General features: G+C 71.8%; 17 protein-coding genes. 10 read left to right on the top strand and 7 right to left on the bottom strand.

Annotated features, from left to right (window positions below):
• Nucleotides 1-5 precede the first annotated feature (5 nt).
• From ACQPZQ_RS21620 to ACQPZQ_RS21585, 8 genes are all read left to right on the top strand, one after another.
• Nucleotides 6-1106, top strand: coding sequence for an alkene reductase (locus tag ACQPZQ_RS21620; protein WP_433298659.1), 1101 nt, complete (start codon nucleotides 6-8; stop codon nucleotides 1104-1106).
• 508 nt (nucleotides 1107-1614) lie between these two features.
• Nucleotides 1615-3237, top strand: a complete 1623-nt coding sequence (locus tag ACQPZQ_RS21615) for a GMC oxidoreductase (RefSeq protein ID WP_433298657.1) — start codon at nucleotides 1615-1617, stop codon at nucleotides 3235-3237.
• Nucleotides 3238-3265: 28 nt separating this feature from the next.
• Nucleotides 3266-4645, top strand: coding sequence for a glucose-6-phosphate dehydrogenase (gene zwf / locus ACQPZQ_RS21610; RefSeq protein WP_433298655.1), 1380 nt, complete (start codon nucleotides 3266-3268; stop codon nucleotides 4643-4645).
• 41 nt (nucleotides 4646-4686) lie between these two features.
• Nucleotides 4687-6102 (top strand): NAD(P)/FAD-dependent oxidoreductase, encoded by a 1416-nt coding sequence (locus ACQPZQ_RS21605; protein ID WP_433298653.1) that lies wholly within the window; start codon nucleotides 4687-4689, stop codon nucleotides 6100-6102.
• Between the two features lie 18 nt (nucleotides 6103-6120).
• The gene (locus tag ACQPZQ_RS21600; protein ID WP_433298651.1) at nucleotides 6121-7191 is read left to right on the top strand and encodes an NAD-dependent epimerase/dehydratase family protein; all 1071 of its coding nucleotides are present in this window, start codon (nucleotides 6121-6123) and stop codon (nucleotides 7189-7191) included.
• A gap of 73 nt (nucleotides 7192-7264) precedes the next feature.
• Complete coding sequence (locus tag ACQPZQ_RS21595) at nucleotides 7265-7918, top strand: glycosyltransferase family 2 protein (RefSeq protein WP_433298649.1); 654 nt, start codon at nucleotides 7265-7267, stop codon at nucleotides 7916-7918.
• A complete protein-coding gene (locus ACQPZQ_RS21590; RefSeq protein ID WP_433298647.1) occupies nucleotides 7915-8628 on the top strand; it encodes a TIGR04282 family arsenosugar biosynthesis glycosyltransferase in 714 nt (237 codons plus the stop codon). The genes ACQPZQ_RS21595 and ACQPZQ_RS21590 overlap by 4 nt, the downstream gene beginning before the upstream one ends.
• Nucleotides 8622-9266 carry a methyltransferase domain-containing protein gene (locus ACQPZQ_RS21585; RefSeq protein ID WP_433298645.1) on the top strand — a complete coding sequence of 215 codons (645 nt, stop codon included), beginning with the start codon at nucleotides 8622-8624 and terminating at the stop codon, nucleotides 9264-9266. Before ACQPZQ_RS21590 ends, ACQPZQ_RS21585 begins: the two co-directional genes overlap by 7 nt.
• Here ACQPZQ_RS21585 and ACQPZQ_RS21580 read toward each other — a convergent pair.
• A complete protein-coding gene (locus ACQPZQ_RS21580; protein ID WP_433298643.1) occupies nucleotides 9253-10602 on the bottom strand; it encodes a hypothetical protein in 1350 nt (449 codons plus the stop codon). The two genes, ACQPZQ_RS21585 and ACQPZQ_RS21580, sit on opposite strands and share 14 nt — an antisense overlap.
• A 165-nt stretch (nucleotides 10603-10767) precedes the next feature.
• Between ACQPZQ_RS21580 and cydD the strand changes: the two genes are divergently transcribed.
• A complete protein-coding gene (gene cydD, locus ACQPZQ_RS21575) occupies nucleotides 10768-14244 on the top strand; it encodes a thiol reductant ABC exporter subunit CydD (protein WP_433298641.1) in 3477 nt (1158 codons plus the stop codon).
• On the opposite strand, the gene ACQPZQ_RS21570 is transcribed toward cydD, so the two are convergent.
• From ACQPZQ_RS21570 to ACQPZQ_RS21550, 5 genes are all read right to left on the bottom strand, one after another.
• Entirely contained in the window at nucleotides 14230-15441 is a 1212-nt protein-coding gene (locus ACQPZQ_RS21570; protein WP_433298639.1) for a hypothetical protein, read from the bottom strand. The two genes, cydD and ACQPZQ_RS21570, sit on opposite strands and share 15 nt — an antisense overlap.
• 377 nt (nucleotides 15442-15818) lie before the next feature.
• Nucleotides 15819-16109 (bottom strand): hypothetical protein, encoded by a 291-nt coding sequence (locus ACQPZQ_RS21565; RefSeq protein WP_241040607.1) that lies wholly within the window; start codon nucleotides 16107-16109, stop codon nucleotides 15819-15821.
• Nucleotides 16102-18324, bottom strand: a complete 2223-nt coding sequence (locus ACQPZQ_RS21560; RefSeq protein ID WP_433298637.1) for a phage holin family protein — start codon at nucleotides 18322-18324, stop codon at nucleotides 16102-16104. The genes ACQPZQ_RS21565 and ACQPZQ_RS21560 overlap by 8 nt, the downstream gene beginning before the upstream one ends.
• 117 nt (nucleotides 18325-18441) lie before the next feature.
• On the bottom strand, nucleotides 18442-18723 hold the full coding sequence (locus tag ACQPZQ_RS21555) for a hypothetical protein (RefSeq protein ID WP_433298635.1): 282 nt from the start codon (nucleotides 18721-18723) through the stop codon (nucleotides 18442-18444).
• A 195-nt stretch (nucleotides 18724-18918) separates the two neighbouring features.
• Nucleotides 18919-19467, bottom strand: coding sequence for a hypothetical protein (locus ACQPZQ_RS21550; protein WP_433298633.1), 549 nt, complete (start codon nucleotides 19465-19467; stop codon nucleotides 18919-18921).
• Between the two features lie 475 nt (nucleotides 19468-19942).
• Between ACQPZQ_RS21550 and ACQPZQ_RS21545 the strand changes: the two genes are divergently transcribed.
• Complete coding sequence (locus tag ACQPZQ_RS21545) at nucleotides 19943-22579, top strand: LuxR C-terminal-related transcriptional regulator (RefSeq protein WP_433298631.1); 2637 nt, start codon at nucleotides 19943-19945, stop codon at nucleotides 22577-22579.
• A 33-nt stretch (nucleotides 22580-22612) separates the two neighbouring features.
• Here ACQPZQ_RS21545 and ACQPZQ_RS21540 read toward each other — a convergent pair whose 3' ends face one another.
• A complete protein-coding gene (locus ACQPZQ_RS21540; RefSeq protein WP_433298629.1) occupies nucleotides 22613-23134 on the bottom strand; it encodes an NUDIX hydrolase in 522 nt (173 codons plus the stop codon).
• Nucleotides 23135-23296: the final 162 nt, after the last annotated feature.

Below are 23296 nucleotides of genomic sequence, written 5' to 3'. Positions count from 1 at the left end.
GAGACATGTCAGTCGCATTCGAACCGACCACCGTCGGCCGCTACACCCTGCGCAACCGCGTGGTGATGGCACCGATGACACGCAATCGCGCGTACGGGCCGGGACGCGGCCCGACCCCGCTGATGGCGACCTACTACGCCCAGCGAGCCGGTGCCGGGCTGATCATCGCCGAAAGCGCTCAACCGTCACGGATCGGCCAGGCCCATCCGAACACGCCGGGCCTGCACTCCGGAGAACAGGTGGCGGCGTGGCGCGCGGTGACCCGCGGTGTCCACGAGCAGGACGGGTTGATCTTCGCCCAGCTGATGCATGCAGGCCGCGTCGGGCATCCCAGCCTGCACGAGGACAACCTGAATCCGGTCGGCCCGTCGCCGGTGAAGGCGGCCGGCACGACGTTCACCCCGGACGGTCCGCAGGAGTTCGTCACCCCACGAGCGCTGGACGCAGCGGGCATCCGGGCGACGATCGAGGACTACGCGGCGGCGGCGCGCAACGCGATCGCAGCAGGCTTCGACGGCGTCGAGGTACACGCGGGCTACGGATTCCTGCCGCACCAGTTCCTGTCGACGAATGCCAACCAGCGCGACGACGGGTGGGGCGGCACCGTTCAGGGGCGGATCCGGTTCACGGTGGAAGTGGCCACGGCGATTGCGGATGCGATCGACGCCGACCGGCTGGGAGTGCGGATCTCGCCGGTCAGCGGCTACCAGGACATCCTCGAGGACAACCACCGCGACACCTATCTCGCACTGCTCGATGCGCTCGGCCCGATCGGCCTGGCCTATCTGCACATCGCCGAGGGAACCGACACGGAGTTCACCGAACATCTGCGGGAACGCTGGAACGGAACGTTCATCCTCAATCCGTACACCCCGGGCGGATACACCGGACCGGAGGCATTGAAGCTCATCGAGACCGGCGCGGCCGACCTGGTGTCCTTCGCCTCGCTGTTCCTGGCCAACCCGGACCTGCCGCGACGGCTGCAGCACGGCGGGCCGTTGAACACCCCCGACTTCAGCCTGGCCTACGGCGGCGACCACAGGGGCTACACCGACTACCCGACCCTGTCGCACGCGACGCCTGACGACGACGGGCAGACCGGTTAGCCGAAACCAGCGGTCCCGCCCGGCCCGCGAACCGACCGCTCAGTCCACCGATTCCGACCACACCTGCGACGGCCGTGCCGTGACGGTGACGGCGCCGCCGCAGTTCCAGCAGCTCGGCTCCGACTCGGGATCACGGCCTGCGACGTCACAGGATCCGCAATGCCAATGCGCGACGATTCGAGCTGTCATGACCGCCTCCCTCTCGTTCTCGCCGACGACGTCACGACCGAGCATCCTCGACGGCGCATCTCGGGAGGAGGGAGGCCGCCCCCGATCCGGCGGGGTGTACCCACCTCCGTGGTGGTAGGGGTGCCCCACCACCACCGGGTGCGGGGAACGTCGCGGTCCGGTCCCACCCAGGGCCGGGAACCGACTGCCATGGGCCGGTGACGGCGGCTCCGGCTGCCGGATCCCGCTCACCTCACGCAGGTGATGTGCCGCCCCGCGGCCCAGCGCACCGTGGGCGCGCCCGCGCCACTCGCCGGCGCGCCCACCACGAGGAGGCCCGGTGCCTGAGGATCCGCGCTCCGACATCACGCCCTCGGCCACGACCCGCTCGGACGGCACCCACTACGACGTCATCGTCATCGGCACGGGTGCCGGCGGCGGCACGTTCGCGCATCGGCTGGCCCCGTCGGGCAAGCGGATCCTGATGCTCGAGCGCGGTGGCTACCTGCCACGGGAGCGGGCCAACTGGGACTCGACCGAGGTGTTCGTGAAGGGCCGCTACCGGGCGCCGGAGTTCTGGCTGGACAGGAACGGCAACGAGTTCCCGCCCGAGGTGAACTACTACGTTGGGGGCAACACGAAGTTCTACGGGGCCGCGCTGTTCCGGCTGCGTCCGCAGGATTTCGGCGAGCTGCACCACTACGACGGCATCTCGCCGGCCTGGCCGATCGCGTACTCCGACCTGGAGCCGTACTACACCGAGGCCGAGCACCTCTACGACGTGCACGGCCGCCACGGTGAGGACCCGACCTGCGGCGACGCGACCTCCGACTACCCCTTCCCCCCGGTCATGCACGCGCCCCGGATCCAGCAGCTGGCCGACGACCTCGAGAAGCAGGGCCTGCACCCGTTCCACCTCCCGATCGGGGTGCGGCTGACCCAGGAGCCGAACGGCGCCGCAGCCCACGGCAGCATCTGCATCCGCTGCGACCGGGTGGACGGGTTCCCGTGCCTGGTCGACGGCAAGTCCGACGCCCAGGTCATCTGCGTCGACCCGGCGCTGCGCCACGAGAACGTCCAGCTCATCACCGGCGCCCACGTGACCACGCTGGAGACGGATCCGAGCGGCCGCACGGTCACCGCCGTGGTGACCGAGCTCGGCAACGGCGAGGTCGTCCGCTTCAGCGCCGACATCGTGGTGGTCTCCTGCGGCGCGGTGAACTCCGCGGCCCTCCTGCTGCGCTCGGCGAACGACCGGCACCCTGACGGGCTCGCCAACGGGTCGGGCGTGGTCGGGCGGCACTACATGCGTCACAACAACCTGGCGCTGATGGCCGTGTCGAAGGAACCGAACCCCACCCGGTTCCAGAAGACCCTCGCGCTGCACGACTGGTACCTCGGCTCCGACGACTTCGACCACCCGATGGGCGGCATCCAGATGCTCGGCAAGTCCGACGCCGAGCAGATCCGGGCCAACGCCCCGCACTGGGCGGGACGGATCAGCCCGGAGATGCCCTTCGACGAGCTCGCCCGCCACGCCGTCGACTTCTGGCTCTGCGGCGAGGACCTCCCGCTGCCCGAGAACCGGGTGACCCTCGACCGCGACGGGCGCATCCGGCTCACGCTCGATGAGAACAACAACCTCGAAGGGCTCAAACGGCTGCGCAAGGAGCTCGAGTCACGGCTCTGCGACCTGGGGATGCACGAGAACCTGCTGCACCACAGCATCTATCTTCACAAGGGCATGCCTATCGGCGCGACGGCGCACCAGGCCGGCACGGTCAGGTTCGGCGTGGACCCGTTCGCCTCCGCGCTCGACGTGAACTGCCGGACGCACGAGGTCGACAACCTCTACGTCGTCGACACGAGCTTCTTCCCGAGCATCGGAGCCGTGAACCCGTCGCTGACGGCGATGGCGAACGCTCTGCGCGTCGGCGACCACGTGCTCGAACGCCTCGGCTGACCACATCGGACGGACAGGAGCACACATCATGGCGACGGACCGAGTCGACGCGTTGGTCATCTTCGGGGCGACCGGCGACCTGGCCAAGCTGGAGACCTTCCCCGCGCTCGTCGGGCTGGTGGACAGGGGCGTGCTCACCGTCCCGGTGATCGGTGTGGCGAAGAGCGGGTGGAACCTGGACCGGTTCCGCGAGTACGCGGCGCAGTCCCTGCGCGACAACAACATGGACCCGGCGTCACCGCCGGCCCGGAAGATGCTCGGCCTGCTCCGCTACGTCGACGGCGATCTCGACGATGCCGCCACCTACGAGGCGATGTCGCAGGAGATGGGCAAGGACTGCGGGCGTGCCCTGTTCTACCTGGAGGTTCCCCCCGTTCTGTTCGGACGCATCGCCGAGGGGATCGCGGGCGCGGGCCGGGCGGACGGAGCCCGGGTGATGGTTGAGAAGCCGTTCGGCACCGACCTGACGAGCGCCATCGCTCTCGACCGGACGATGCACGACCACTTTCCCGAGAACGCGATCTACCGGGTGGACCACTGGCTCGGCCTGGACCCGCTCAACGACGTCCTGGTCGCCCGGTTCGCCAACTCGATGTTCGAACCCCTGCTCGACCGCGACCACGTGGAGAGCATCCAGATCACGATGGCCGAGGCGTTCGACGTGGCCGACCGCGGCCGGTTCTACGACCACACCGGCGCGATCCGGGACGTCGTGCAGAACCACATGCTGCAGGTGCTCGCCACCGTCATCGCCGACCCGCCGGACGGCTCGGGGCCGGACTCGTGGCTCGACGCCAAGGCACGGGTGATCTCCGCGCTCCGCCCGCTGACCCCCGCCGACACCGTCCGCGGCCAGTACGAGGGCTACCACGACGTGGAGGGCGTCGACCCGCAGTCGACGGTGGAGACCTATGTCGCGGTCCGGCTCGCCCTCGACTCGTGGCGCTGGTCGGGCGTGCCGATCCTCATCCGCGCGGGGAAGACGATGCCTGTGACCGCCACGGAGGTGAGCATCCGGTTCCGGCCCGTTCCCTTCGACGTCTTCGGGGTCAGCCGCACTCGCCTGCGCAACACCTTGCGCTTCCGGATCTGGCCGAACACCGAGATCGGACTCGCCCTCGCGGGCAAGAAACCCGGCGCCGGACACGAGCCTCAGCTGCAGGACCTGGTGTTCGCGGAGGACAGCGGGGCGGACATGCGACCCTATGACCGCCTCATCGGCGCAGCGCTCGACGGAAACCGCGTGTTGTTCGCCCGTCAGGACACCGTGGAGGCCGCCTGGCGGGTGGTCGATCCGGTGCTGGGCGACGTCGTCCCGGTGCACCTCTACCAGCGGGGCACGTGGGGCCCGAAGGAGGCCGATAGCCTGCTGTCCAATGGCGACGACTGGCACGACCCCACGGGTTGACGGGCAGAGCAGGGAGTTCGGGTACGAGACCGGAGGACACCGTGTCGGCAGATGATCTGAGTCGGAGCACCGCACACCGTGTCGTGATCGTCGGGGGCGGCTTCGCCGGGCTGTTCGCTGCCCGCGCGCTGCGCCGCGGGGACATCTCCGTCACGCTCGTCGACTCCGCCCAGCACCACTTGTTCCAGCCGCTGCTCTACCAGGTCGCCACCGGGATCCTGTCCGAGGGCCAGATCGCCGCGCCCCTGCGCGACGTCCTGAAGCGGCACACCAACGTCGAGTGCGTGCTGGCGGAGGTCGTCGACGTGAACCCGGCGGGCCGCGAGGTCGTCGCTCTGCGCCCGGGCGGCGAGCGGATGACGCTGCCCTACGACGACCTGATCATTGCCGCTGGTGTGCAGCAGTCGTACTACGGGCACGACGAGTTCGCGCAGTGGGCACCCGGGATGAAGACCATCGCCGACGCACTGGACATCCGGCGCCGGGTGTTCGGTGCGTTCGAGCTGGCCGAGACCGCCTCGGACCCCGACGAGCAGCGGCGCTGGCTCACCTTCGCCGTGGTCGGTGCCGGGCCCACCGGGGTGGAGCTGGCGGGGCAGATCCGCGAGCTCGCCACCCGGACGCTGCGGTCGGAGTTCCGGCGCATCCGCCCGGAGGACGCCCGCGTCCTGCTCTTCGACGGCGGCACCGCGCCGCTCCCGTCCTTCGGCAGGTCGCTGTCGGGCAAGGCGGCCGAGGCGCTGCAGGAGATGGGCGTGGAGCTGCACTTCGGCTCGATCGTGAGCAACGTGGACGCCCGCGGCATCGACGTCCGGGACAAGGCCGGAACGACCGCCCGCTACGAGGCGGGCACCGTGATCTGGGCCGCGGGGGTGGAGGCGCCGCCGCTCGCCACCGCGCTCGCCGCCGCCACGGACGCCCAGCAGGACCGCGCCGGGCGCATCCAGGTGGGGCCAGATCTCACGATTCCGGGACATCCCGACATCTCCGTCGTCGGCGACATGATGAGCCGCGACGAGCTGCCCGGCGTGGCCGAGGTCGCGATGCAGGCGGGGCTGTATGCCGGGCGCCGGGTCAAGCACAAGGTCGAGAACCCCGGTGGCAGGGAGGTCGGCCCGTTCCGCTACCACGACCTCGGATCGGCCGCCTACCTGTCGCGCGGCAACGCGATCGTCTCCGCCGGGCCGCTGCGCTTCGCGGGGCTTCCGGGCTGGCTGGCCTGGCTTTTCATCCACCTCGCCTTCCTCACCGGCTACCGCAACCGGCTCAGCGCCGTGATCACGTGGGCCTCCTCCTTCATCCGCGACCAGCGCCACGAGCGCACCTACACCACGCAGCAGATCGACCAGCTGCGCGACGTCTATCAGGCGCAGCCGGGGCAGGGCCGGCCCGCCGTCGAACCGGCGCCCCGGCACACCCCGGCGAGCACACCGGACGGGCCTGCGCGCAGCCAGTAGGCGCCTAGCCTCCGGAGCATGCGCGTACTCGTCACGGGCGGAGCGGGCTTCATCGGCTCGCACGTCGCTGATCGCCTGACCGCCGACGGACATGACGTCCTGCTCCTCGACGCCCTCCTGCCCCAGGCCCACGCCGGTGCGCCGCCGGCGTGGGTCGAGGGGCACGAACTGGTGCACGGCGACGTCCGCGACGCCGAGCTGCTCGGCCGGCTGCTCCCGGGGATGGACGCCGTCTGCCATCAGGCCGCGATGGTGGGGCACGGCGTCGACCCCGCGGACGCACCCGACTACGTCGCGCACAACGACCTCGGCACCGCGGTGCTGCTCACCGCCATGTACAACGCCGGGGTGCGCCGGCTGGTGCTCGCCGGGTCGATGGTGGTGTACGGCGAGGGCCGGTACGACTGCCCGGAGCACGGCGTCGTGCGGCCCGGCCCGCGCGCCCAGGAGGACCTCGACGCGGGTCGCTACGAACCGAGGTGCCCGCGCTGCGGCCGCGACCTCGTGCCGGGGCTCGTCCCGGAGGACGCCCCACTCGATCCACGCAGCACCTACGCCGCCACGAAGGTGGCCCAGGAGCACCTGGCGGGAGCGTGGGCGCGGCAGACGGGCGGCAGCGTCTGGTCGCTGCGCTACCACAACGTCTACGGCCCGCGCATGCCACGCGACACCCCCTACGCGGGCGTGGCATCGCTCTTCCGCTCCGCGCTGGAACGGGGTGAGGCGCCCCGGGTGCTGGAGGACGGCCGCCAGCGGCGCGACTTCGTCCACGTCACGGATGTGGCTGCCATGAACGTGGCCGCCCTCTCCACCGAGCCGCCCGGACCCGGCGTGAACGCCGTGAACGTCTGCTCGGGTGAGCCGCACACCGTCGGGGAGCTCGCCGCTGCCCTCGCCGCGGCGATGGACGGCCCACCGCCCGTCATCGCGGGAGGCGCGCGGCCGGGCGACGTCCGGCACGTCGTTGCGGACCCGGCGAAGGCCGCCGCCGTGCTGGGTGTGCGGGCGGCGACGACCTTCGCCGAGGGCGTCACACGGTTCGCCCGCGATCCGATGCGAGCCCCGGCTGGATCATCCACAGGGGCATGACCAGCGCAGACGTCACGGATCGGTAAGGGCGGAATGGCCACACCAGACACTGATCCCGTCCACCATCAGGGTCGTGTACGGCTCTCTCGAGATCATCCTGCCCTGCCTCGACGAGGCTGAGGCCCTGCCGGCCGCGCTGGCCGGGCTCCCCGACGGCTGGCCGGTCCTCGTCGTCGACAACGGCTCCACCGACGCCACCGGCGACGTCGCCCGCGCCTGTGGTGCCCGCGTGGTGGTCGAGCCACACCGCGGGTACGGCGCCGCGGTCCACGCCGGCCTGCTGGCGGCGCGCGCCGACGTCGTCGCGGTCCTCGACGGCGACGGCTCCCTCGACGCCGGTGTGCTGCCCGCGATGGCCGACGCCGTCCACTCCGGTAGGGCCGACCTCGCCGTGGGGCGCCGGGTTCCGGACTCGGCCTCGGTGTGGCCGTGGCACGCGCGCGCCGGGAATGCGGCCATCGCCGCGGTGCTGCGTCACCGCGGCGTTCCGGTCCACGACATCGCACCGGTACGGGTGGCGCACCGGCAGGGCCTGCTCGACCTGCAGATCACGGACCGCGCCTTCGGCTACCCGCTCGAGATGCTGCTGCGGGCCGGAGCGGCCGGCTGGCGGATCGAGGAGATGCCCGTGCCGTACCGGGCGCGCGCCGGGGGGCGGTCGAAGGTGTCGGGATCGGTGCGCGGTTCCCTGCGCGCCGCGAGGGACATGGCCGGGCTGCTCCGGTGAGCCCCGCGAGACCCGGCGTCGCGCTCCTGGTGCTCGCCAAGGCACCGCAGCCACACCACGTGAAGACCCGGCTCTGTCCCCCCGCCACCCCCGACGAGGCCGCGTACCTGGCCGCCGCGGCGCTGCTGGACACGCTCGACGCCGTACGTGCGGTCCCCCGCGGCTGCCCGGTCGTCGCGATGACGGGGAAGCTCGCGGAGTCCGCCAGGGCACGGGATGTCGGCGCGGCACTGTGCGGCATCCCGATCGTGATCCAGCGCGGCTGCGACCTGGGACACCGCATCGCCGCCGCACACGACGACACAGCCGCACTGGCCCCCGGGCTGCCGACGCTGCAGCTCGGGATGGACACCCCGCAGGTGGATGCCGCCCTGCTGAGCGACTCCGCCGCCCCGCTGATCGCCGACGGCCCGAGGCCCGTCGACGCCGTTCTCGGCCCGGCCGCCGACGGCGGCTGGTGGGCGCTGGGCCTGCGGGACCCGCGCGCCGCGGCCGTCATCGCCGACGTGCCCACGTCCCGGGCCGACACCGGCGAGCGGACGCTGCGAGCGTTGCAGGACGCCGGGCTTCGGGTCGGTCTGCTGCCGATGCTCACCGACGTCGACACCGCCGCCGACGCTCTGGCCGTGGCCTCGGCTGCCCCGGCGACGAGGTTCGCGGCGACTCTCGGAGCGATCCCGGCATTCCGTACCGCGAGGGGCTCGTGCTGATCGCAGGCTTCGACCCCGCGCTCACCGGTGCAGCGGCGCGGCTCGTCCGCAGCGACGGGATCGAGGTCGAGCTCGCTGTGCATCGCTGGCGGCACCAGGCAGGGGGCGAGGACCGGTGGCTGCTCGACCACTGCACGGGCCCCACACTCGACCTGGGCTGCGGTCCCGGCCGGCTCGTCGAGGCACTGGTCGGCCGTGGTCTCCCGGCGCTCGGCGTGGACATCTCGGCCGTGGCGGAGACCGCGTGCCGCAGGCGGCGGGCACCGATGGTGCGCGCCGACGTGTTCGGTCCTCTCCCTGCGGAGGGGCGGTGGGGCCACGTACTGCTCGCCGACGGCAACATCGGCATCGGCGGCGACCCGCTACGCCTGCTCAGGCGGGCCGCCCAACTCGTGCGCAGGGGCGGCACGGTACTCGTGGAGACAGGCGGCCGACCGGAGGAGTTCTGGCGCGGAACGGCCCGCGTCCACACCGCCGCGGTGGCGGGCGCTCCGGTGCCGTGGGCGGCGGTGGGCGCCCGCGCGGTCACCCGGATCGCCGCGGAGGCCGACCTGTGCCTGACCCGGTGCCACACGGGGGCGCGCAGCTTCGTGGAGCTGACGGTCGGCCGCGGCCGTCAGCCGGTCACCAGACGGTGAGCAGCAGGTGGTTCACGGCCAGCGCGAGCAGTGCCTGAGCGGCGAGCCAGTACCCGATCTGGCGCCGGGGCAACAGCCCGCACGGCACCACCAGCCACACGGCGAACGGGAGCCAGATCCGCTCGACCTCGCCCTTGGACATCCCGGAGACGTCGGCGAGGAGGACCGCGGCCACAGCGGCTGACGCGAGCAGCGCCGGCCCCGCGGGCAGGGCTCGCGGGGCGGCCGCCGCGCGGCGCAGCCCGGCGACGACGGCAGGCCCGACGGCGAACGCCAGCGCGGCGAGATCGGCCCACACGAAGTACCAGTAGGGACGGGTCTGCGCGATGCTCGCCGCATAGATGACGCGGACGTCCTCATACCCGGTGAACCACCAGAACCCGGCCGCGGTGAACGCGGCCACCACGAGCGCCGCGCCGAGCACCGCGAAGCCCGCCGACCGCCACGCGCGGGTCAGTGCGACGACGACGAGCGGAAGCAGTCCGCCCAGCGCGAGACCGTAGGAGAGGTAGAGCACGTAGCCGAGCAGTAGCCCGCCTGTGAGCGCCGCCCCATCGGCGCGGCGCCCCCGGCGGGTCGCGCCGAGCGCGAGCAGCGCCACCCCCCAGGCGAGCACACCCGCGAACATCCCGTCGGCCGAGACCCCGACCCACACCGCACCCGGCAGCAGTACTCCGAACGGCAGCGTGCGCCGGGCCAGGTCCTCGGCGCCGAGCGCGCGCAGCGCGACCGCCACCGCGACGCAGGCCGACGAGCCGACCAGAATCACGAACAGGCCTGCCGCCCCTCCGCCGCCGAGCCCGATCCGGTCCAGCAGGACGAAGAGCAGGAACACGCCCGGCGGGTGGGCGCCCACATGGGTCGTCCAGTGCACCGGCTGGTTCGTGAGGATGTGGTCGGAGAACGTGCGGAGCATCCCGAGCACGCTCCCCACCTTGGGAACGTCGTAGAGGTACTCCTGGTCGCTGGTCAGCCGCCCGACCACGCCGCGCTGCCAGCCGTCGACGAGCGCGAGGGAGAGGGTCCAGACCACCGCGGTGCCCCAGGCGGACGCCGCGAGCAGCCGCCAGTCCATGCGCGCGGCGAGCCGGGGCCCGTGTACGACTACGAGCAGGGCCGTGACCAGCGCGACCGGAGTGCCCGGGCCCACGTGCGGCAGCCATTGCGCCAGCAGGGGCGGGAAGCCCAGGAAGATGTTCACACCTGCGTGCAGCAGCTGCCATCCGACCAGCGCCGCCGCAGCGACGAGACCGGCGGCGGCGCCGACCGCCATCAGGTCCCACCGCAGGTCCGGAGTCCGGGTCACGCGCGCGGCCCGGGTGGCAGGTGCACTCACACCAGGACGCTAATGCGGCGGCACCGGGGCAGGCGGGCTCGCCGGCGATCCGTAAGGATTTGCGAACCCACTGATCTCCGTCGACGGGCGACGTCACACGTCCGTGCAGAAGCCGCCTTCCGCGGGTGTTGTGCCAGGTGGCACATCCCCGGTAGGCGGAGGGGTATGGCGGCGAACCGGAGCGGGGCGGTGGCTCGGCGGCTGCTGCACCATGCCCCGGCCGTCCGCGGATTCATCGGGCTCGGCGCCGCGATCGGGGTGGTCACGGCCCTGTTGGTGATCGCCCAGGCCGAGCTGCTGTCGAGCACCGTCGCCCGGGCGTTCCTCGGTGGCGCCGGTCTCGCCGAGCTCGCGGTGCCGCTCGTCGCCCTCCTGGGTGTCGTGGTGGGCAGGGCGGCGCTGGGCTGGGGCGGGGAGGTGGCGGCCCAGCGGGCGGCGGCGGGCACGGTCGCGCAGCTGCGGGCCGCCGTGCTCGACCACGTGCTGCGGCTGGGGCCGCGCCATCCCGGGCTGCCGCCCACCGGGGAACTGGCGACGCTGGCGAGCCGCGGGGTGGACGGTGTCGACGGGTACGTCGGGCGCTATCTCCCCCAGCTGGTGATCGGCGCCATCGTGCCGCTCGTCGTCGCCGTGCGAATCCTCACGGCCGACTGGGTCTCTGCGCTGGTCGTCGGCGTCACGATCCCGCTGATCCCGCTGTTCATGGTGCTGATCGGGTTGCACACGAAGGCCCGGACGGCCCGGCAGTGGCGTGCGCTCTCGGTGCTCGGCCACCACTTCCTCGATGTCGTGGCCGGGCTCGACGTGCTGACCGCGTACGGGCGCGCGCGGCGGCAGCGCGGGCAGATCGCGGAGATGTCGGAGCGGTATCGCGCCGAGACGATGCGCGGGCTGCGGGTGGCGTTCCTCTCGTCGCTGGCATTGGAGCTGTTGGCCACGCTCTCGGTGGCGCTGGTCGCGGTGTCGGTGGGGCTGCGGCTCGTGGGTGGTGACCTGGACCTCGCGACGGGGCTGCTGGTGATCGTCCTGGCTCCCGAGGTGTATCAGCCGCTGCGGGCCGTGGCCGCCCGTTTCCACGACAGTGCCGAGGGCGCCGCCGCCGCGGGGAACGTCTTCGCGGTGCTCGACACCCCCGTCGACGCGCCGGCGCCGGGGCAGGCCGCGGCCGCACCCGACCCGTCGACGGGGCCGGTACGGCTGGACGCGGTCGGGGTGAACGGACGGTCCGGCCCGGTCCTCGACGCCGTGACGATCGCGATCGCCCCTGGTGAGGTTCTCGGCATCACCGGTCCCAGCGGGGCGGGCAAGTCGACGCTTCTCGACCTCCTGCTCGGCTGGCGGCGTCCGGACGCGGGGGTCGTGTCCGTCGCCGGGACCGACCTCGCCGACGTCGACCGCGACGCCTGGCTGCGCCATGTCGCCTGGGTGCCGCAGCGTCCGGTGCTGGTCGCCGGCACCGTCGGGGAGAACCTGCGGCTGGGTGCCCCCGACGCCACCGACGCCCAGCTCAGCGCCGTCGCTGCGACGGCCGCGCTGGACCTGCCGCTCGACACCCCCGTGCACGAGCGCGGCGAGGGGCTCTCCACAGGGCAGCAGCGGCGCGTCGCGCTCGCCCGGGCGCTTCTCGCCGACCGTCCGCTGCTCCTGCTCGACGAGCCGACAGAGGGCATCGACGCCGACACGGAGTCGGCCCTGCTCTCTGCCCTCCCTGCGGCGCTCGCCGGGCGCACTGCCGTGGTGGTGAGCCATCGGCCCACGGTGCTCGGCCTGTGTGACCGGGTGATCGCGCTCCCCGGCGCACCCGCTCCCCCGGGCCTGGCCCCTCGCGAGCCGGCGCCCAGTCCGGGCGCAGCGGCGCCGACCCGCCCGCCGGATCCGGTCCTCGCCGAGCCCCCCACGCCGGATGCACAGCGAGCGGGACGCAGCGGTCTGCTCGCCCTGGTTCGCCCCCACCGCGGGCGGCTCGCCCTCGCGGTGCTGGCGGGCAGCGGGGCGCTGGGAAGCGCCGTTGCGCTCGCGGCCACCTCGGCATGGCTGATCTCGGCCGCAGCGCTGCACCCTCCGGTGCTGACGCTCATCGTGGCGATCGTCGCGGTGCGCACGTTCGGGCTGTCGAAGGGCATCCTCCGCTACGCCGAGCGGCTGGCCTCCCATGACGTCGCACTGCGGGTGCTCGCAGGCCTGCGGGTCCGGCTGTGGGACGCGCTCGTGCGGATGGGGCCTGCGGTGAGCGCCCGGCAGCGGTCCGGCGAGCTGCTGTCGCGGATGGTCGGCGACGTCGACGCGCAGCAGGACGTGCTGGTTCGAGGGCTGGTGCCCGCGGCGTCGGCCGCGGTGGTGGGCGTGGGCACCGCAACGCTGCTCGGAGTGCTCCTTCCGGAGGCGGGAGTCGTGCTCGCGGCAGGCCTGGTCTGCGCCGGAATCATCGCGCCCGCCGTCACCGTGGCGCTCGCCCGGCGGGCGGCCCGGCGCACCGCGGCGGCCCGGGGCGCGGTCGTGAGCGCCGTCGTCGAGTTGCTCGACGGGGGCCCCGACCTGATCGCCTTCGGCGCCGCGGGCGAGCGCCGCCGCGCGGTGGCCACGCTCGACGGGCGGCTCCTCGCGCTCCACCGGCGGGCGGCCACCGCCACCGGCCTCGGGATCGCGCTGACGGTGCTGGCCGTCGGGGTCGCCACCGTGTGCTGCACGGCGCTCGGGGTGGCCGCGCTGCGGGCGGGCGTGCTGCCCGGCACGGCGCTGGCCGTGCTGGCACTCACCCCGCTGGCCACCGCCGAGCTGGTGGCGGCACTGCCGGACGCCGCGATGCGCCTGGCCACAGCACTTCCGGCCGCGCGCCGGCTGGCCGAGCTGGAGCGGGCTCCCGCTGCCGTGTCGGAACCGGACGACCCGCGGCCCGCCCCGCCCGGGCGACGACTGGACACCCGCGCCCTCGCCGTCCGGTGGCCCGGCTCCGATCGCGACGCCGTGACCGGCCTGGACCTGCGGCTCGGCCACGGCGAGCGACTACTCCTCACCGGCCCGACGGGCAGCGGCAAGACCACCGTGCTCGCCGCGCTCCTGCGCACCCTCGACCCGTCGGCCGGGGCCGTGCACGTCGACGGCGTCGACACGCGCGAGGTGCTCGGGGACGACCTGCGCGCCCGCATCGCCTGGTGCGGCCCCGCCACGCACCTGTTCGACAGCACACTGCGGGAGAACCTGCTGCTGGCCCGGCCCGACGCCCGAGAGGACGAGATCACCGACGCCCTGCGCCGCGCCGGGCTCGGCGACTGGTCGGCCGCCCTGCCCGAGGGACTCGACACCCGGGCGGGGCTTCACGGTGGCGCCGTCTCCGGTGGGGAGCGGCAGCGGATCGGGCTCGCCCGGGCCCTCCTCGCCGACCGCCCGGTGCTGCTCCTCGACGAGCCGACCGCACACCTCGATGCGGACACCGCCGCACTCGTGTGTGCCGACCTGCTGCGCGTGACGACCGGGCGCACGGCACTCGTGGTCACCCACCGCCCCCAGGAGCTGCCCGGACTCCCGAGGGTGTACCTGCCCGTCCGGCACGAAATCCCTGCGGGGATCGGCCAGGCGTCCGGTGCGGACCGCTCCCCTGTCTCGGGCAGCGGTCACGACGACTCCAGGTCAGAACGAAAATGACTGGAACGGGTTGGCAGCGCCCGCTGCGCTCAAATTGTCGGCGGAATTCGCGGCGTCGAGGTGGGCGGTCCGCTCCACGATGTGGGTGTTCTTGAACGGGTTCGCGGATCCGGGTTTGACCTTCCGGGTCCGACCGTCGAGGAAATCGCGAATCTCACGCCGGTCGATCAGCAGCGCTGCGGGATTCTCGGCCTCGACGAGTTCCAGCGTCTTCCGCCCTATCCAGTCCCGACCCGTCGCGTTCACGTCGTATCCGGCTGTGTGCTTCGTCTCCACCTGCCTCGCGAGATAGTTCGAGAAGTCTCGCCAGCTCTGCGGACTTGCCGTGCTGAACGACGAGATGAATGGCGTCTGCACCTCCCGCTCGAGGTCGGGGTGGGCATTACCTGCTCCATCGACGAGGTAGTCGAGCTCGTCGTCGATGGCGTTCCTCCAGGTGTCGCCACGGCCGGCGAGTTCGAAGTTGACCTTGAGTCCGTTCAGGTCCGCCTCGATCAAGGTTGCCCATTCGTCCCATTCGATGGCGAGCGCGCGTGCGGCCACGTAATACTTCTGCGCGCGCGCCTGCTCGAATGCAGGCATGGGCGGGCCGCCCATCGAGCGGGGCAGGTGCGGGGCGAACACGCTGCCCGTGCGCACGGCCTCTCCTCGGTTGAGGGCGTTGTGCATCTCCCACATCAGGTTGCTCCGCAACGCACTGGGATGCGCCCCACCGGCGGGCGCCAGGATCGCATGCTGGTTCCCGACGTAAGCGACCGTGCCACGCTGTCGCCCGGCAAGTTTCAGGGAGTCCATGAGCCGAATCTGCCCGTGCGACTCCGTCAATTGTGCATCGAGCGATCGAAACGTTGGGGAGCGCACCAGTAGCTCGTCATAGATGGCCTTCAGATCTGAGTCTGAATCCTCCGTGGCGGCCCGCTGGATCGTGCAGGAGTTCGCGTGGGTCGACAGGAGGGTGGACGACATCGACGTCAGCGGCGCGGACCGGGGCTCATGCTCCGACGACGACACGGCGGGGCCGTCATCCATCGTGCCTTCGAGCGCCCTCACCGCGGCGACGACCGAGGCATTTCCCGCCGATCGTTGCAGAGCCAGAATCCGGCGGAAGCGATCCGACTCGCTCCCATACCTCCGGCGTGTCGTGCCACTGTGATGCAGTGCTCTGTCCGCGTCGCGTTGTATGCGCTCCATCGCCATTAATGTACGCACCCTCCTACTGGGCCCATCATGATCTTAGGTCCAGGGGAAGAAGAGAGGATTCTGTGGGCGCCGTCACAGCAACGCAGGGCCACGGATACCGTCCCGCACCAGTCATCACGTCCGATGCCGAACGTTTCCGTTCATATCCGGCAGACCGCACGTAGACGCATTCTCATGGTGTTCCCCGACGCTCGGCCTATCCACCCAAGGCGACTCGGATGTCGGGACGCCGTCAGGCGAATCGGGCGAACACCCAGTCCCGTGGAAGCCGGCGAGGGTTTCCAGCGCGCCGAGCCGCAGCAAGCCACCGTTCGCCTCTTGAGACCGCGCACGAACAGGGACGGCCTCGAAGGTCCTAGATCTCGAACGTCACGTCATCGCTTCCCGCGCGACCGCGGGGAGTAGCCGGACCGCTCTGCGTCGCTCCACGCTCCCGCGCCTGCCCCCATCGCCGCCCTCGCCTGTCGCCACTTCAGGTTCGCGATCTCGTGGGGCGGCAGGTCCACGCGCTGATACCAGCGTCTGCTCGCGGTGATCACCGCGATGCCGCACATCACGAAACCGGCCAGCCCGGCGATGCTCGCGACGGCGAGCGCCACACCGGCGCCGAGCAGCAACGTGCCGTCGAGATCCTGCAGGGACGGGTCGGTCCTGCGGTCAGTCATCTCCCGCCTCCTCTGGTTCGGCACCATCACGACGCGCGGCAGACCCGCTCCGCCGCTCAGACCCTCGCAACGACTGCCGCATGTCCGCATCACCCGGCAGGGATGACCAGCGCAGCGGCGGACGGGTGGGCGAAGCCCGCAGTCCGAGCCGGTCGAGCCAGACCACGAGCTGGTGATGCACGGCGTCGGCCCCGACGAGGGACGATTCGACCGGCCACTCCGCCGGGTGGATCAGTACCGCGCGGGACTGCCAGCCGCCCAGCCCGCCGTGACAGCCGACGAGCTCCTCGAACGCGGCCACCTCGGCGGTGGAGGCGTCGATCCGGCTGTTCACCAGGATGTCCCCGACGTGCGGCAGCCCGTCGTGGCGGCGCAGGTCATCCGCCGCGTAGAGCCCGAACGGCACGAGTGGGTCCACGCCCTCCACGTGGTCGTCGTCGAGCCTGCGGATGCCGGCAGAGCCCAGCACGAGCGGACCGTGGGTGCGGGAGCGCACCATGACGAACCCGATCCCGGGATGCGCCGCCAGCCCGCTGAGCAGCCGCGGATGTGACTCCTGGATGTCCTCGAGCGTCAGGCGTCCCGGCACCCTGGGGAAGTAGACGAGGCCGAGGTTGCCGGACGCGGCCACGACGAGCTCCGGGAGCGGACCGTCCGGCGGCGGCTCCGCAGGCGCTCGCGTCACCGCGTGCGCGCGGCGACGCCGCTGGACGCGCCCGGGCAGACCGGCCGCCATCCCACCCTCCGCGCCCAGCTCGTCGATCAGTGTGTTGACCCGTCCTTGCTGTTCGCTCGTCTCCTCGTCCGCCGCGGTGAGCACGTCGGCCTCCGAGCTGAGCAGTTGTCGCACGACATCCTCCAGCCGCTCGCCGTAGCGCTGCAGGAACGTGGCTCCTTGGCTCTGCCCGTGGTCGGACAGCACGACGAACCGGTACGGCCGGGGCGAGGCCAGGGCGATGCGCTCCAGGGTGCCGAGCACCCGGTCGATCCCCTCGAGCGAGGCGAGCGACTCCGGCCGTGTCGGACCGGCGTGGTGCGCGATCTCGTCGTAGTCGACGAAGTCGCAGTAGAGCACCGGCACGCCACGCCGGAGGTGCTCCGCGACGAGGTAGGTGTTCAGCTCCCGCAGCAGCACGTTCGTCACGCCGCGCAAGAGCACATAGGTCCCGCCGCGGTGGACGCGTGGCTCGATCCGGTGCGCCCGCTGGCGGCGACCCTGGTAGAGCTCCTTCACCATCTCGCCGCCGGTCAGCACCAGCGAACGGGTCAGCCCGAAGGGGTCCATGACGTACGTCGAAAGCGACCGGGCGGGCCCGCGGCGTGCCCGGTTCGCCTGGACCGTGCTCATCGTCAGCATGCTGGTGGCCGCGTCGCCGGAGAAGATGTTGGAGAGGCTCACCCCGCCGTCGGCGAGCAGCCCGCGGCCGTCGGACATCCGTGACTCGAGCAGCGCGCTGTCCCGCGGGTGGTTGGTGACGACCAAGCGCCCCGACCTCTTCTCCCACCAGCGGAACGCCGGGACCTGCGCGCTCGCACCGTGCAGGAGTCCCGCCTGGCTCGCCGGCGTGGTCGCGGGAAGCTCGGCGTGCCACTCCGCGAGCAGGTGGCCCCCCGACCGGATCCAACGGCTCAGCGTCGGCAGGTTGCCCGCCTGGACGGCCCAGCGTGCGAGCGGCGCGGACAGCCCGTCGATCTGGATCATGACGACGCCGGGGACGTCCGTCCTCGGGGCTGTGCGGGTGGACCTGCGTGTGCTGCGCAGCAGGTGCGCCGCCACAGCGCCGTCGTCGCCCGCGGTGACGAACCAGCTCACGATGCTGACCAGGATCGCGTACAGCCACGATGCCCAGAAGGCGTCCCAGAACCCGTCGACCCGCATGCCCGGCGTGACGGAGAGGACCAGGTACATCAGCGCGGCCTGGGTCAGGAGCCAGGCCACGAAGACCCCGGCCCACCCGAGCCACGCGGCCACCGCCGTGAAGACCGGGCGCAGCGTGGCCGCGAGCACTCCGAGGAACGCAGCGGCGAGGAGGACGTCCCATTCCGCCCGAGCGGACACCCCCGGTAACAGCGCGATGGTGAGTGCGAGTGCGCCCCATCCGGCGAGGAGCAGCAGGACCACACGGAACACCGCGGCCCCGAACTCCCGCCGCCCCGGCCACCAGTCGGACGGCACGGTCAGGTCGCGCCCACGCGACACCACGTGAACAGGCACACCGTGGTCCTCCCCGGGAATGGCGCGCCGACCGGCCACGCGCACGTTGCGAACCGATGCTGCGGCGCCGGCCCGCTGAACGCCTCATCCCTCGCGGATGAGGCGTTCACGCGGCGCTCACTCCACGAACCACACATCGGCCAGGTCTACGGCCGCCATGCCCTGATCGGTGGCGATCCGCTCGAGGGCGGATGCAAGTTCCAGCGACAGTCCCACGACGACGTCCGCCAACACGACGGCACCGGCTTCCGCGACGACGGCGGCGGCGACGCGCCGGGCCGCCGCGACCCCTTCGGCGTAGTTGTGGTCGTCCGAGAGCACAGCCCGTACCGACTCGTACGCCCGCGCCCGGACGTAGACATCGACCGACTCGTTCCGACCTGTGCTGTTCTCGCTCACGGCGCGCTCCTTCGGGCCGGTCACGACCACCGGCCCGGCGCGGGCGGCCCCCGCGCCGGGCGGACACGTCGTTCACCCGCGACGCCTGCTCACTCGCCGGGCAGTCCTTCGCGCGGTGCGTCGCGCAACCCTGCGTGATCCGAACATGGTCCACCTCCTCTCGATGTCCGTCGGGCCGGCCCCGGGGCGAGGCACTCAGGAACTGCCGACGCCGGCGGTCTCCATGGCGTGCATCTCCGCTGCCTCGGCTGCGGACACCAGCCCGACCGCGACGAGGTCGAGTGGGCTGATGAAGCCGTCGCCGATGCGGAAGCCGCCCGCGGCCGCCACCGCGTTCCGGAGCGGGATGGCCCAGGTGTGCTCGAGCAGCAGCAGCGCCGCCGCCGAGCCGTTGGGGATCTCGTCCAGCACGTCCCATGCGTCCTCTTCGGAGAACACGTCGGCGCCGCCCTCGGCCGCAGCCATGGCACCGGCCTCGGCACCGGCCTGCATACCTTCCTCACCGTCGATCCCCAGCCCGATCAGGGCGCCGACGACACTGCCGAGCTCGATCGCCTCGTCCTCGGTGAGGTTGCTGAGATGGGCTACCTCGACCTCGCCGTCGGCGTCCTTGTGCACCGCGAGCGCGTCGATCACGCGAACGGTGTCGGTCTCCCGCAGGCGCTCCAACTCGGCGATGATCTCGCCGTGGAAGTTCGGTTGCGGGAAACCCAGCACGATCAACTGAACAGGTCCGATACTCATATCTCTCCTCTCCCTGGGGCCGGTCGATCCGAGCCACGAGATCGGACGACCGGGCACAGTCAGGATCACCGAATACCGCCTCCCACGCCTCATCCACGTCAGGTGAGCCCTCATCGGACGTACCTGTCCCGGCCGCCCCGAAACGGCGACAAAGGGAACTACACAGCGAATCGTCCGCCACGGAAAGTGTTCCCACGGTGACGGAGCGGACATGCGCAGGAGACCTCTCACCGCGGCGTAACGTGCCCCCTCCGACCTGCGAGTTCACAGCGAACGCTCCGTAGTCACACGTCGACTACTAGGCCGAAAGTCGCAATTTTCCGATGCATGGACATCACTCGCGGATCGCTATAACCTGCTCGCCGGGGGTTACTGCCGTATAGATCGAGTTGCTGATCCGGACCGCCGAAAGATCTATTCGAAGGCCGCACCACGAAATTGCACCGACAGCGGGGCCGGACGATCAGTTCAGGGGATGATCGCCGTGCCGCTCGTGCCGCAGGCAAAAATTGCGGTTCCACCACTCCCGTCCGAGTTCGTCGTGCGCACAGCGCTCCGTTCGGCCCTTGACGCCGGCGCCGCTGCCGACGTTTCCCTCGTCTGCGCCCCCGCCGGTTACGGCAAGACGCTGCTGCTGGCGGACTGGTCGCGCTCGAGCACTGATGTGGACACCGCATGGGTGTCTCTCGATCGCGACGACAACGACCCGGGGCGACTCTGGGCGGCGATCGTGGCGGCGCTCTCCGCATGCCCGTCGATCCCCGGCGGGAACCGGCTCCGCGACTCGTGGGTCTGGCACCACGACGAGCTGCCGGAGTGCCTCGCCGAGCTGGTCCACGCCATCGGGGCCCTGCCCCGGCCGATCCGGTTGATCCTCGACGACGCCCACGAGCTGGTCGAACCCGATGCCCTGCACAGCATCGGGGCCCTCACCCGCAACCGGACCGCGGGCCTGCAGCTGGTGCTCTCCAGCCGACGCGATCCTCCGCTGTCCCTGCCACGGCTGCGGCTCGCGGGCCGACTCTGGGAGCTGCGAGCGTCGCAGATGCGGTTCACCCCCGCCGAGGCGGCCACGCTGCTCGAGAACTCGGGCCTGCAGCTCACGCCGGCCCAGATCGAGACGTTGCACCGACGCACCGGTGGGTGGGCGGCCGGGCTGCGCCTGGCCGCGCTCGGAGTGGCCGAGTCCGCGGATCGTGACGCGTTCCTCGCGCAGTTCTCCGGCGACGAGCGCTCCGTCGCCGACTATCTCGTCGGTGAGATCCTCTGCGCGCTACCGGACGACGTGCAGGAGTTCCTGCGGGTGATCAGCATCAGTCAGCCGGTGCCCACCAGGCTCGCCACCGCTCTGTCGGGCCGCGAGGACGCGGGCTGTCTGCTCGACCGGCTCGAGCACCAGACGTCCCTGCTCTCGCCGATCGGCAGGGGGCGTGACTCCTACACCATCCAGGAGCTCCTCCGCACCTACCTCCTCGCCGATCTCCGCAGGCAGGGCGTGAACCGGGCGGAGGCGCTGCACGCCGTGGCCGCACGGTGGTGGGCGGCCGAGCCCGAACCGGTCCGGGCCCTCGATCACGCCGCACAGAGCCACGACAGCGACCTATTGACGGACATGCTGCGTCGGCTCGCGATTCCCCTCCTCCTCTCCGGCGACCACACTCCGCTGCGAGAGGCGCTGACCTGCGTCAGCGCCCAGACCGTGGCGGCGGACCCATGGCTCGCGCTGACCTCGGCCATGATCCGGCTCGAAGCAGGAGAGCTCCCGGCCGCCCGCAGCGATCTGCGGCACGCACAGCAGGTGTGGCCCACCGACGGCCCGGCCGGCCTGGCGGTGCTGCGTGACATGGCGGAGCAACTCACCGCGGGCGTGGCCGATCCCGCACAGCCGGGCTCGTCGCATACGGCCGTCGGCTACACCGGCGAACTACCCGCCGAGCCCGAACTGGAGGCGCTCGCCCGCCTCAGCCGCGGCATCTCCCACCTCGAGTGCGGCGACCGCGTCGATGCGCGCGTGGAGTTCGAGGGAGCGCTGTACCTGAGCCGCATCCATCGTTTCGACTACGTGACGATGCAGAGCCTGGCCCTGCTGGGCATCGTCGAGGGCGGCACGGGCGACATGCACTCGATGCGGGCGGTGAGCATCGAGGCCGCGGCCACCGCGGCCGAACACGGCTGGGAGAACTCCATCTGGGCCGCGGTCTCCACGGCGATGCTGGCCTACACCGCTCTGATGCGCACGGACACCGCCGACGCCGAGCGATCTGCCGCGGAGGGCCTGGCCCTGGATGTCACGGCGTCCTCGCCTCGGCTGCGGTTCGCCCTGAAGGCCATACACGGCGCCGCCGCGTTCGACGCCGGTGGCCGTGCCAGTGGGCTGGCCGAGCTGCAGCAGGCCCGCTCGGAGTTCGGCGGCCGTCCGGCACCGGCGGAGCTGGTCGCCGCGCTCGCCATGCTCGAGTTCCGCACGGCCCTGCTGCTCGGACACTCCGCGGCGGCGCGCACCGTGCAGAGCTGGCTCGCCGAACGCACCGGTGACACCGCCGAGCTCCTGATGATGCAGGCATGGGCCGAGACGGCCGGATGCCGCCACGACCACGTGCGATCACTCCTCATGCCGGTGCTGGAAGGGGCAGCCACCATGGTGCTCCCGCAGACCGTGGTGGAGGCGTGGCTGCTGGAGGCGTCGCTCGCCGTCTCCGCGGGCAAGCGATCCGCCGCCCGCGCGGCCCTCCGCAGGGCGCTCGCCGTGGCCGAGCCGCTCGACGCGCTCCGGCCGTTCGCGTACGCCGGGCCGAACATCCGGGAGCTTCTCGTGCACCAGCGGGGCAGCTTCGGGGCATCGGACGCGTTCGCCGAGCGCGCGGTGGCGGCGGGTGCAGGTGGTCGCGGGAAGCGTGAACCCATGCTCAGCGAGCGCGAGCTCACGGTTCTCGGGCTCCTTCCGTCGTTGCTGTCGCTCGACGAGATCGCCACCGATCTCGCCGTATCGGTCAACACCGTGAAGAGCCACGTGCGGTCGATCTACACGAAGCTCGGCGTGAGCAGCAGGCGTCTGGCGGTGCTCGCCGCCCACGAGCACGGCCTGTTGAGCGGCGGCGTGCGGCAGGCGTGACCCACACGGCCGCTCGCGGTCATTCGACTGCTGTCATTCGAGGTGCGGCTCGCCCGACCCGGCGATCGCGTGCTGGATCCAGCGGCGAGCACCGGGCTCCAGCGTCATCTCCTCGACCTGCTCCGGTTCGAACCAGCCCGCGTCGACGGTCTCGATCTTGTCCGGGCGAGGCGACCCCCACTCGGCCACGCCGTGGAAGCACACGACGAACGGCTGACGAATGCCGCCGTCAACAGCCCGGATGACGAATGCCGGATCGCTGAACAGCCCCACCAGCCCGGTGATCCGCACGCGCACCCCCGCCTCCTCGGCGGTCTCGCGCACCGCAGCCGCCATGGCGGTCTCCCCCACGTCCATGCGGCCCCCGGGAAACTCCCATGCCCCACTGTCGCAGCGTTGCACGAGCAGGAACCTGCCCTGTCCGTCATGGACGGCGACGAATACGGAGGGCGTGACGATGGTGGCCGCCGGGGCGTCGGGATCATGGAAGTGCACGCTCCGCACCGCCACCTGCTCATCCCACGTGAACTCGGGCCCCACGTCCATCTCCGTCATCGCCTGCCGCCTCCCTCTGCTCCATACGACGGCTGCATGCCAACGGTCACCCTGAGGATGAAGCGGGACATCCCCTATCTGAGGTGACTCTCGACTCATTCCGGCCGGGTGACGACGGAGGGATACCGGAGCGCCACCGTGGGGTCCGATAGCACCGGGAGC

The sequence above is a fragment of the Pseudonocardia sp. CA-142604 genome, assembly GCF_050948475.1.
GTDB classification, from domain to species: Bacteria; Actinomycetota; Actinomycetes; order Mycobacteriales; family Pseudonocardiaceae; genus Pseudonocardia; species Pseudonocardia alaniniphila.
The sequence above is the reverse complement of the archived record's forward strand: the minus strand, read 5'-3'. Positions and strand labels throughout refer to the sequence as shown.

Excerpts from the sequence above, each read along its gene's own strand:
- ACQPZQ_RS21600 (WP_433298651.1), top strand. The coding sequence starts at position 6,121 with ATGCGCGTACTCGTCACGGGCGGAGCGGGCTTCATCGGCTCGCACGTC.
- ACQPZQ_RS21620 (WP_433298659.1), top strand. The coding sequence starts at position 6 with ATGTCAGTCGCATTCGAACCGACCACCGTCGGCCGCTACACCCTGCGC.
- zwf (WP_433298655.1), top strand. The coding sequence starts at position 3,266 with ATGGCGACGGACCGAGTCGACGCGTTGGTCATCTTCGGGGCGACCGGC.
- ACQPZQ_RS21550 (WP_433298633.1), bottom strand. The coding sequence starts at position 19,467 with ATGAGTATCGGACCTGTTCAGTTGATCGTGCTGGGTTTCCCGCAACCG.
- ACQPZQ_RS21540 (WP_433298629.1), bottom strand. The coding sequence starts at position 23,134 with ATGACGGAGATGGACGTGGGGCCCGAGTTCACGTGGGATGAGCAGGTG.
- cydD (WP_433298641.1), top strand. The coding sequence starts at position 10,768 with ATGGCGGCGAACCGGAGCGGGGCGGTGGCTCGGCGGCTGCTGCACCAT.
- ACQPZQ_RS21565 (WP_241040607.1), bottom strand. The coding sequence starts at position 16,109 with ATGACTGACCGCAGGACCGACCCGTCCCTGCAGGATCTCGACGGCACG.
- ACQPZQ_RS21545 (WP_433298631.1), top strand. The coding sequence starts at position 19,943 with ATGATCGCCGTGCCGCTCGTGCCGCAGGCAAAAATTGCGGTTCCACCA.
- ACQPZQ_RS21570 (WP_433298639.1), bottom strand. The coding sequence starts at position 15,441 with ATGGCGATGGAGCGCATACAACGCGACGCGGACAGAGCACTGCATCAC.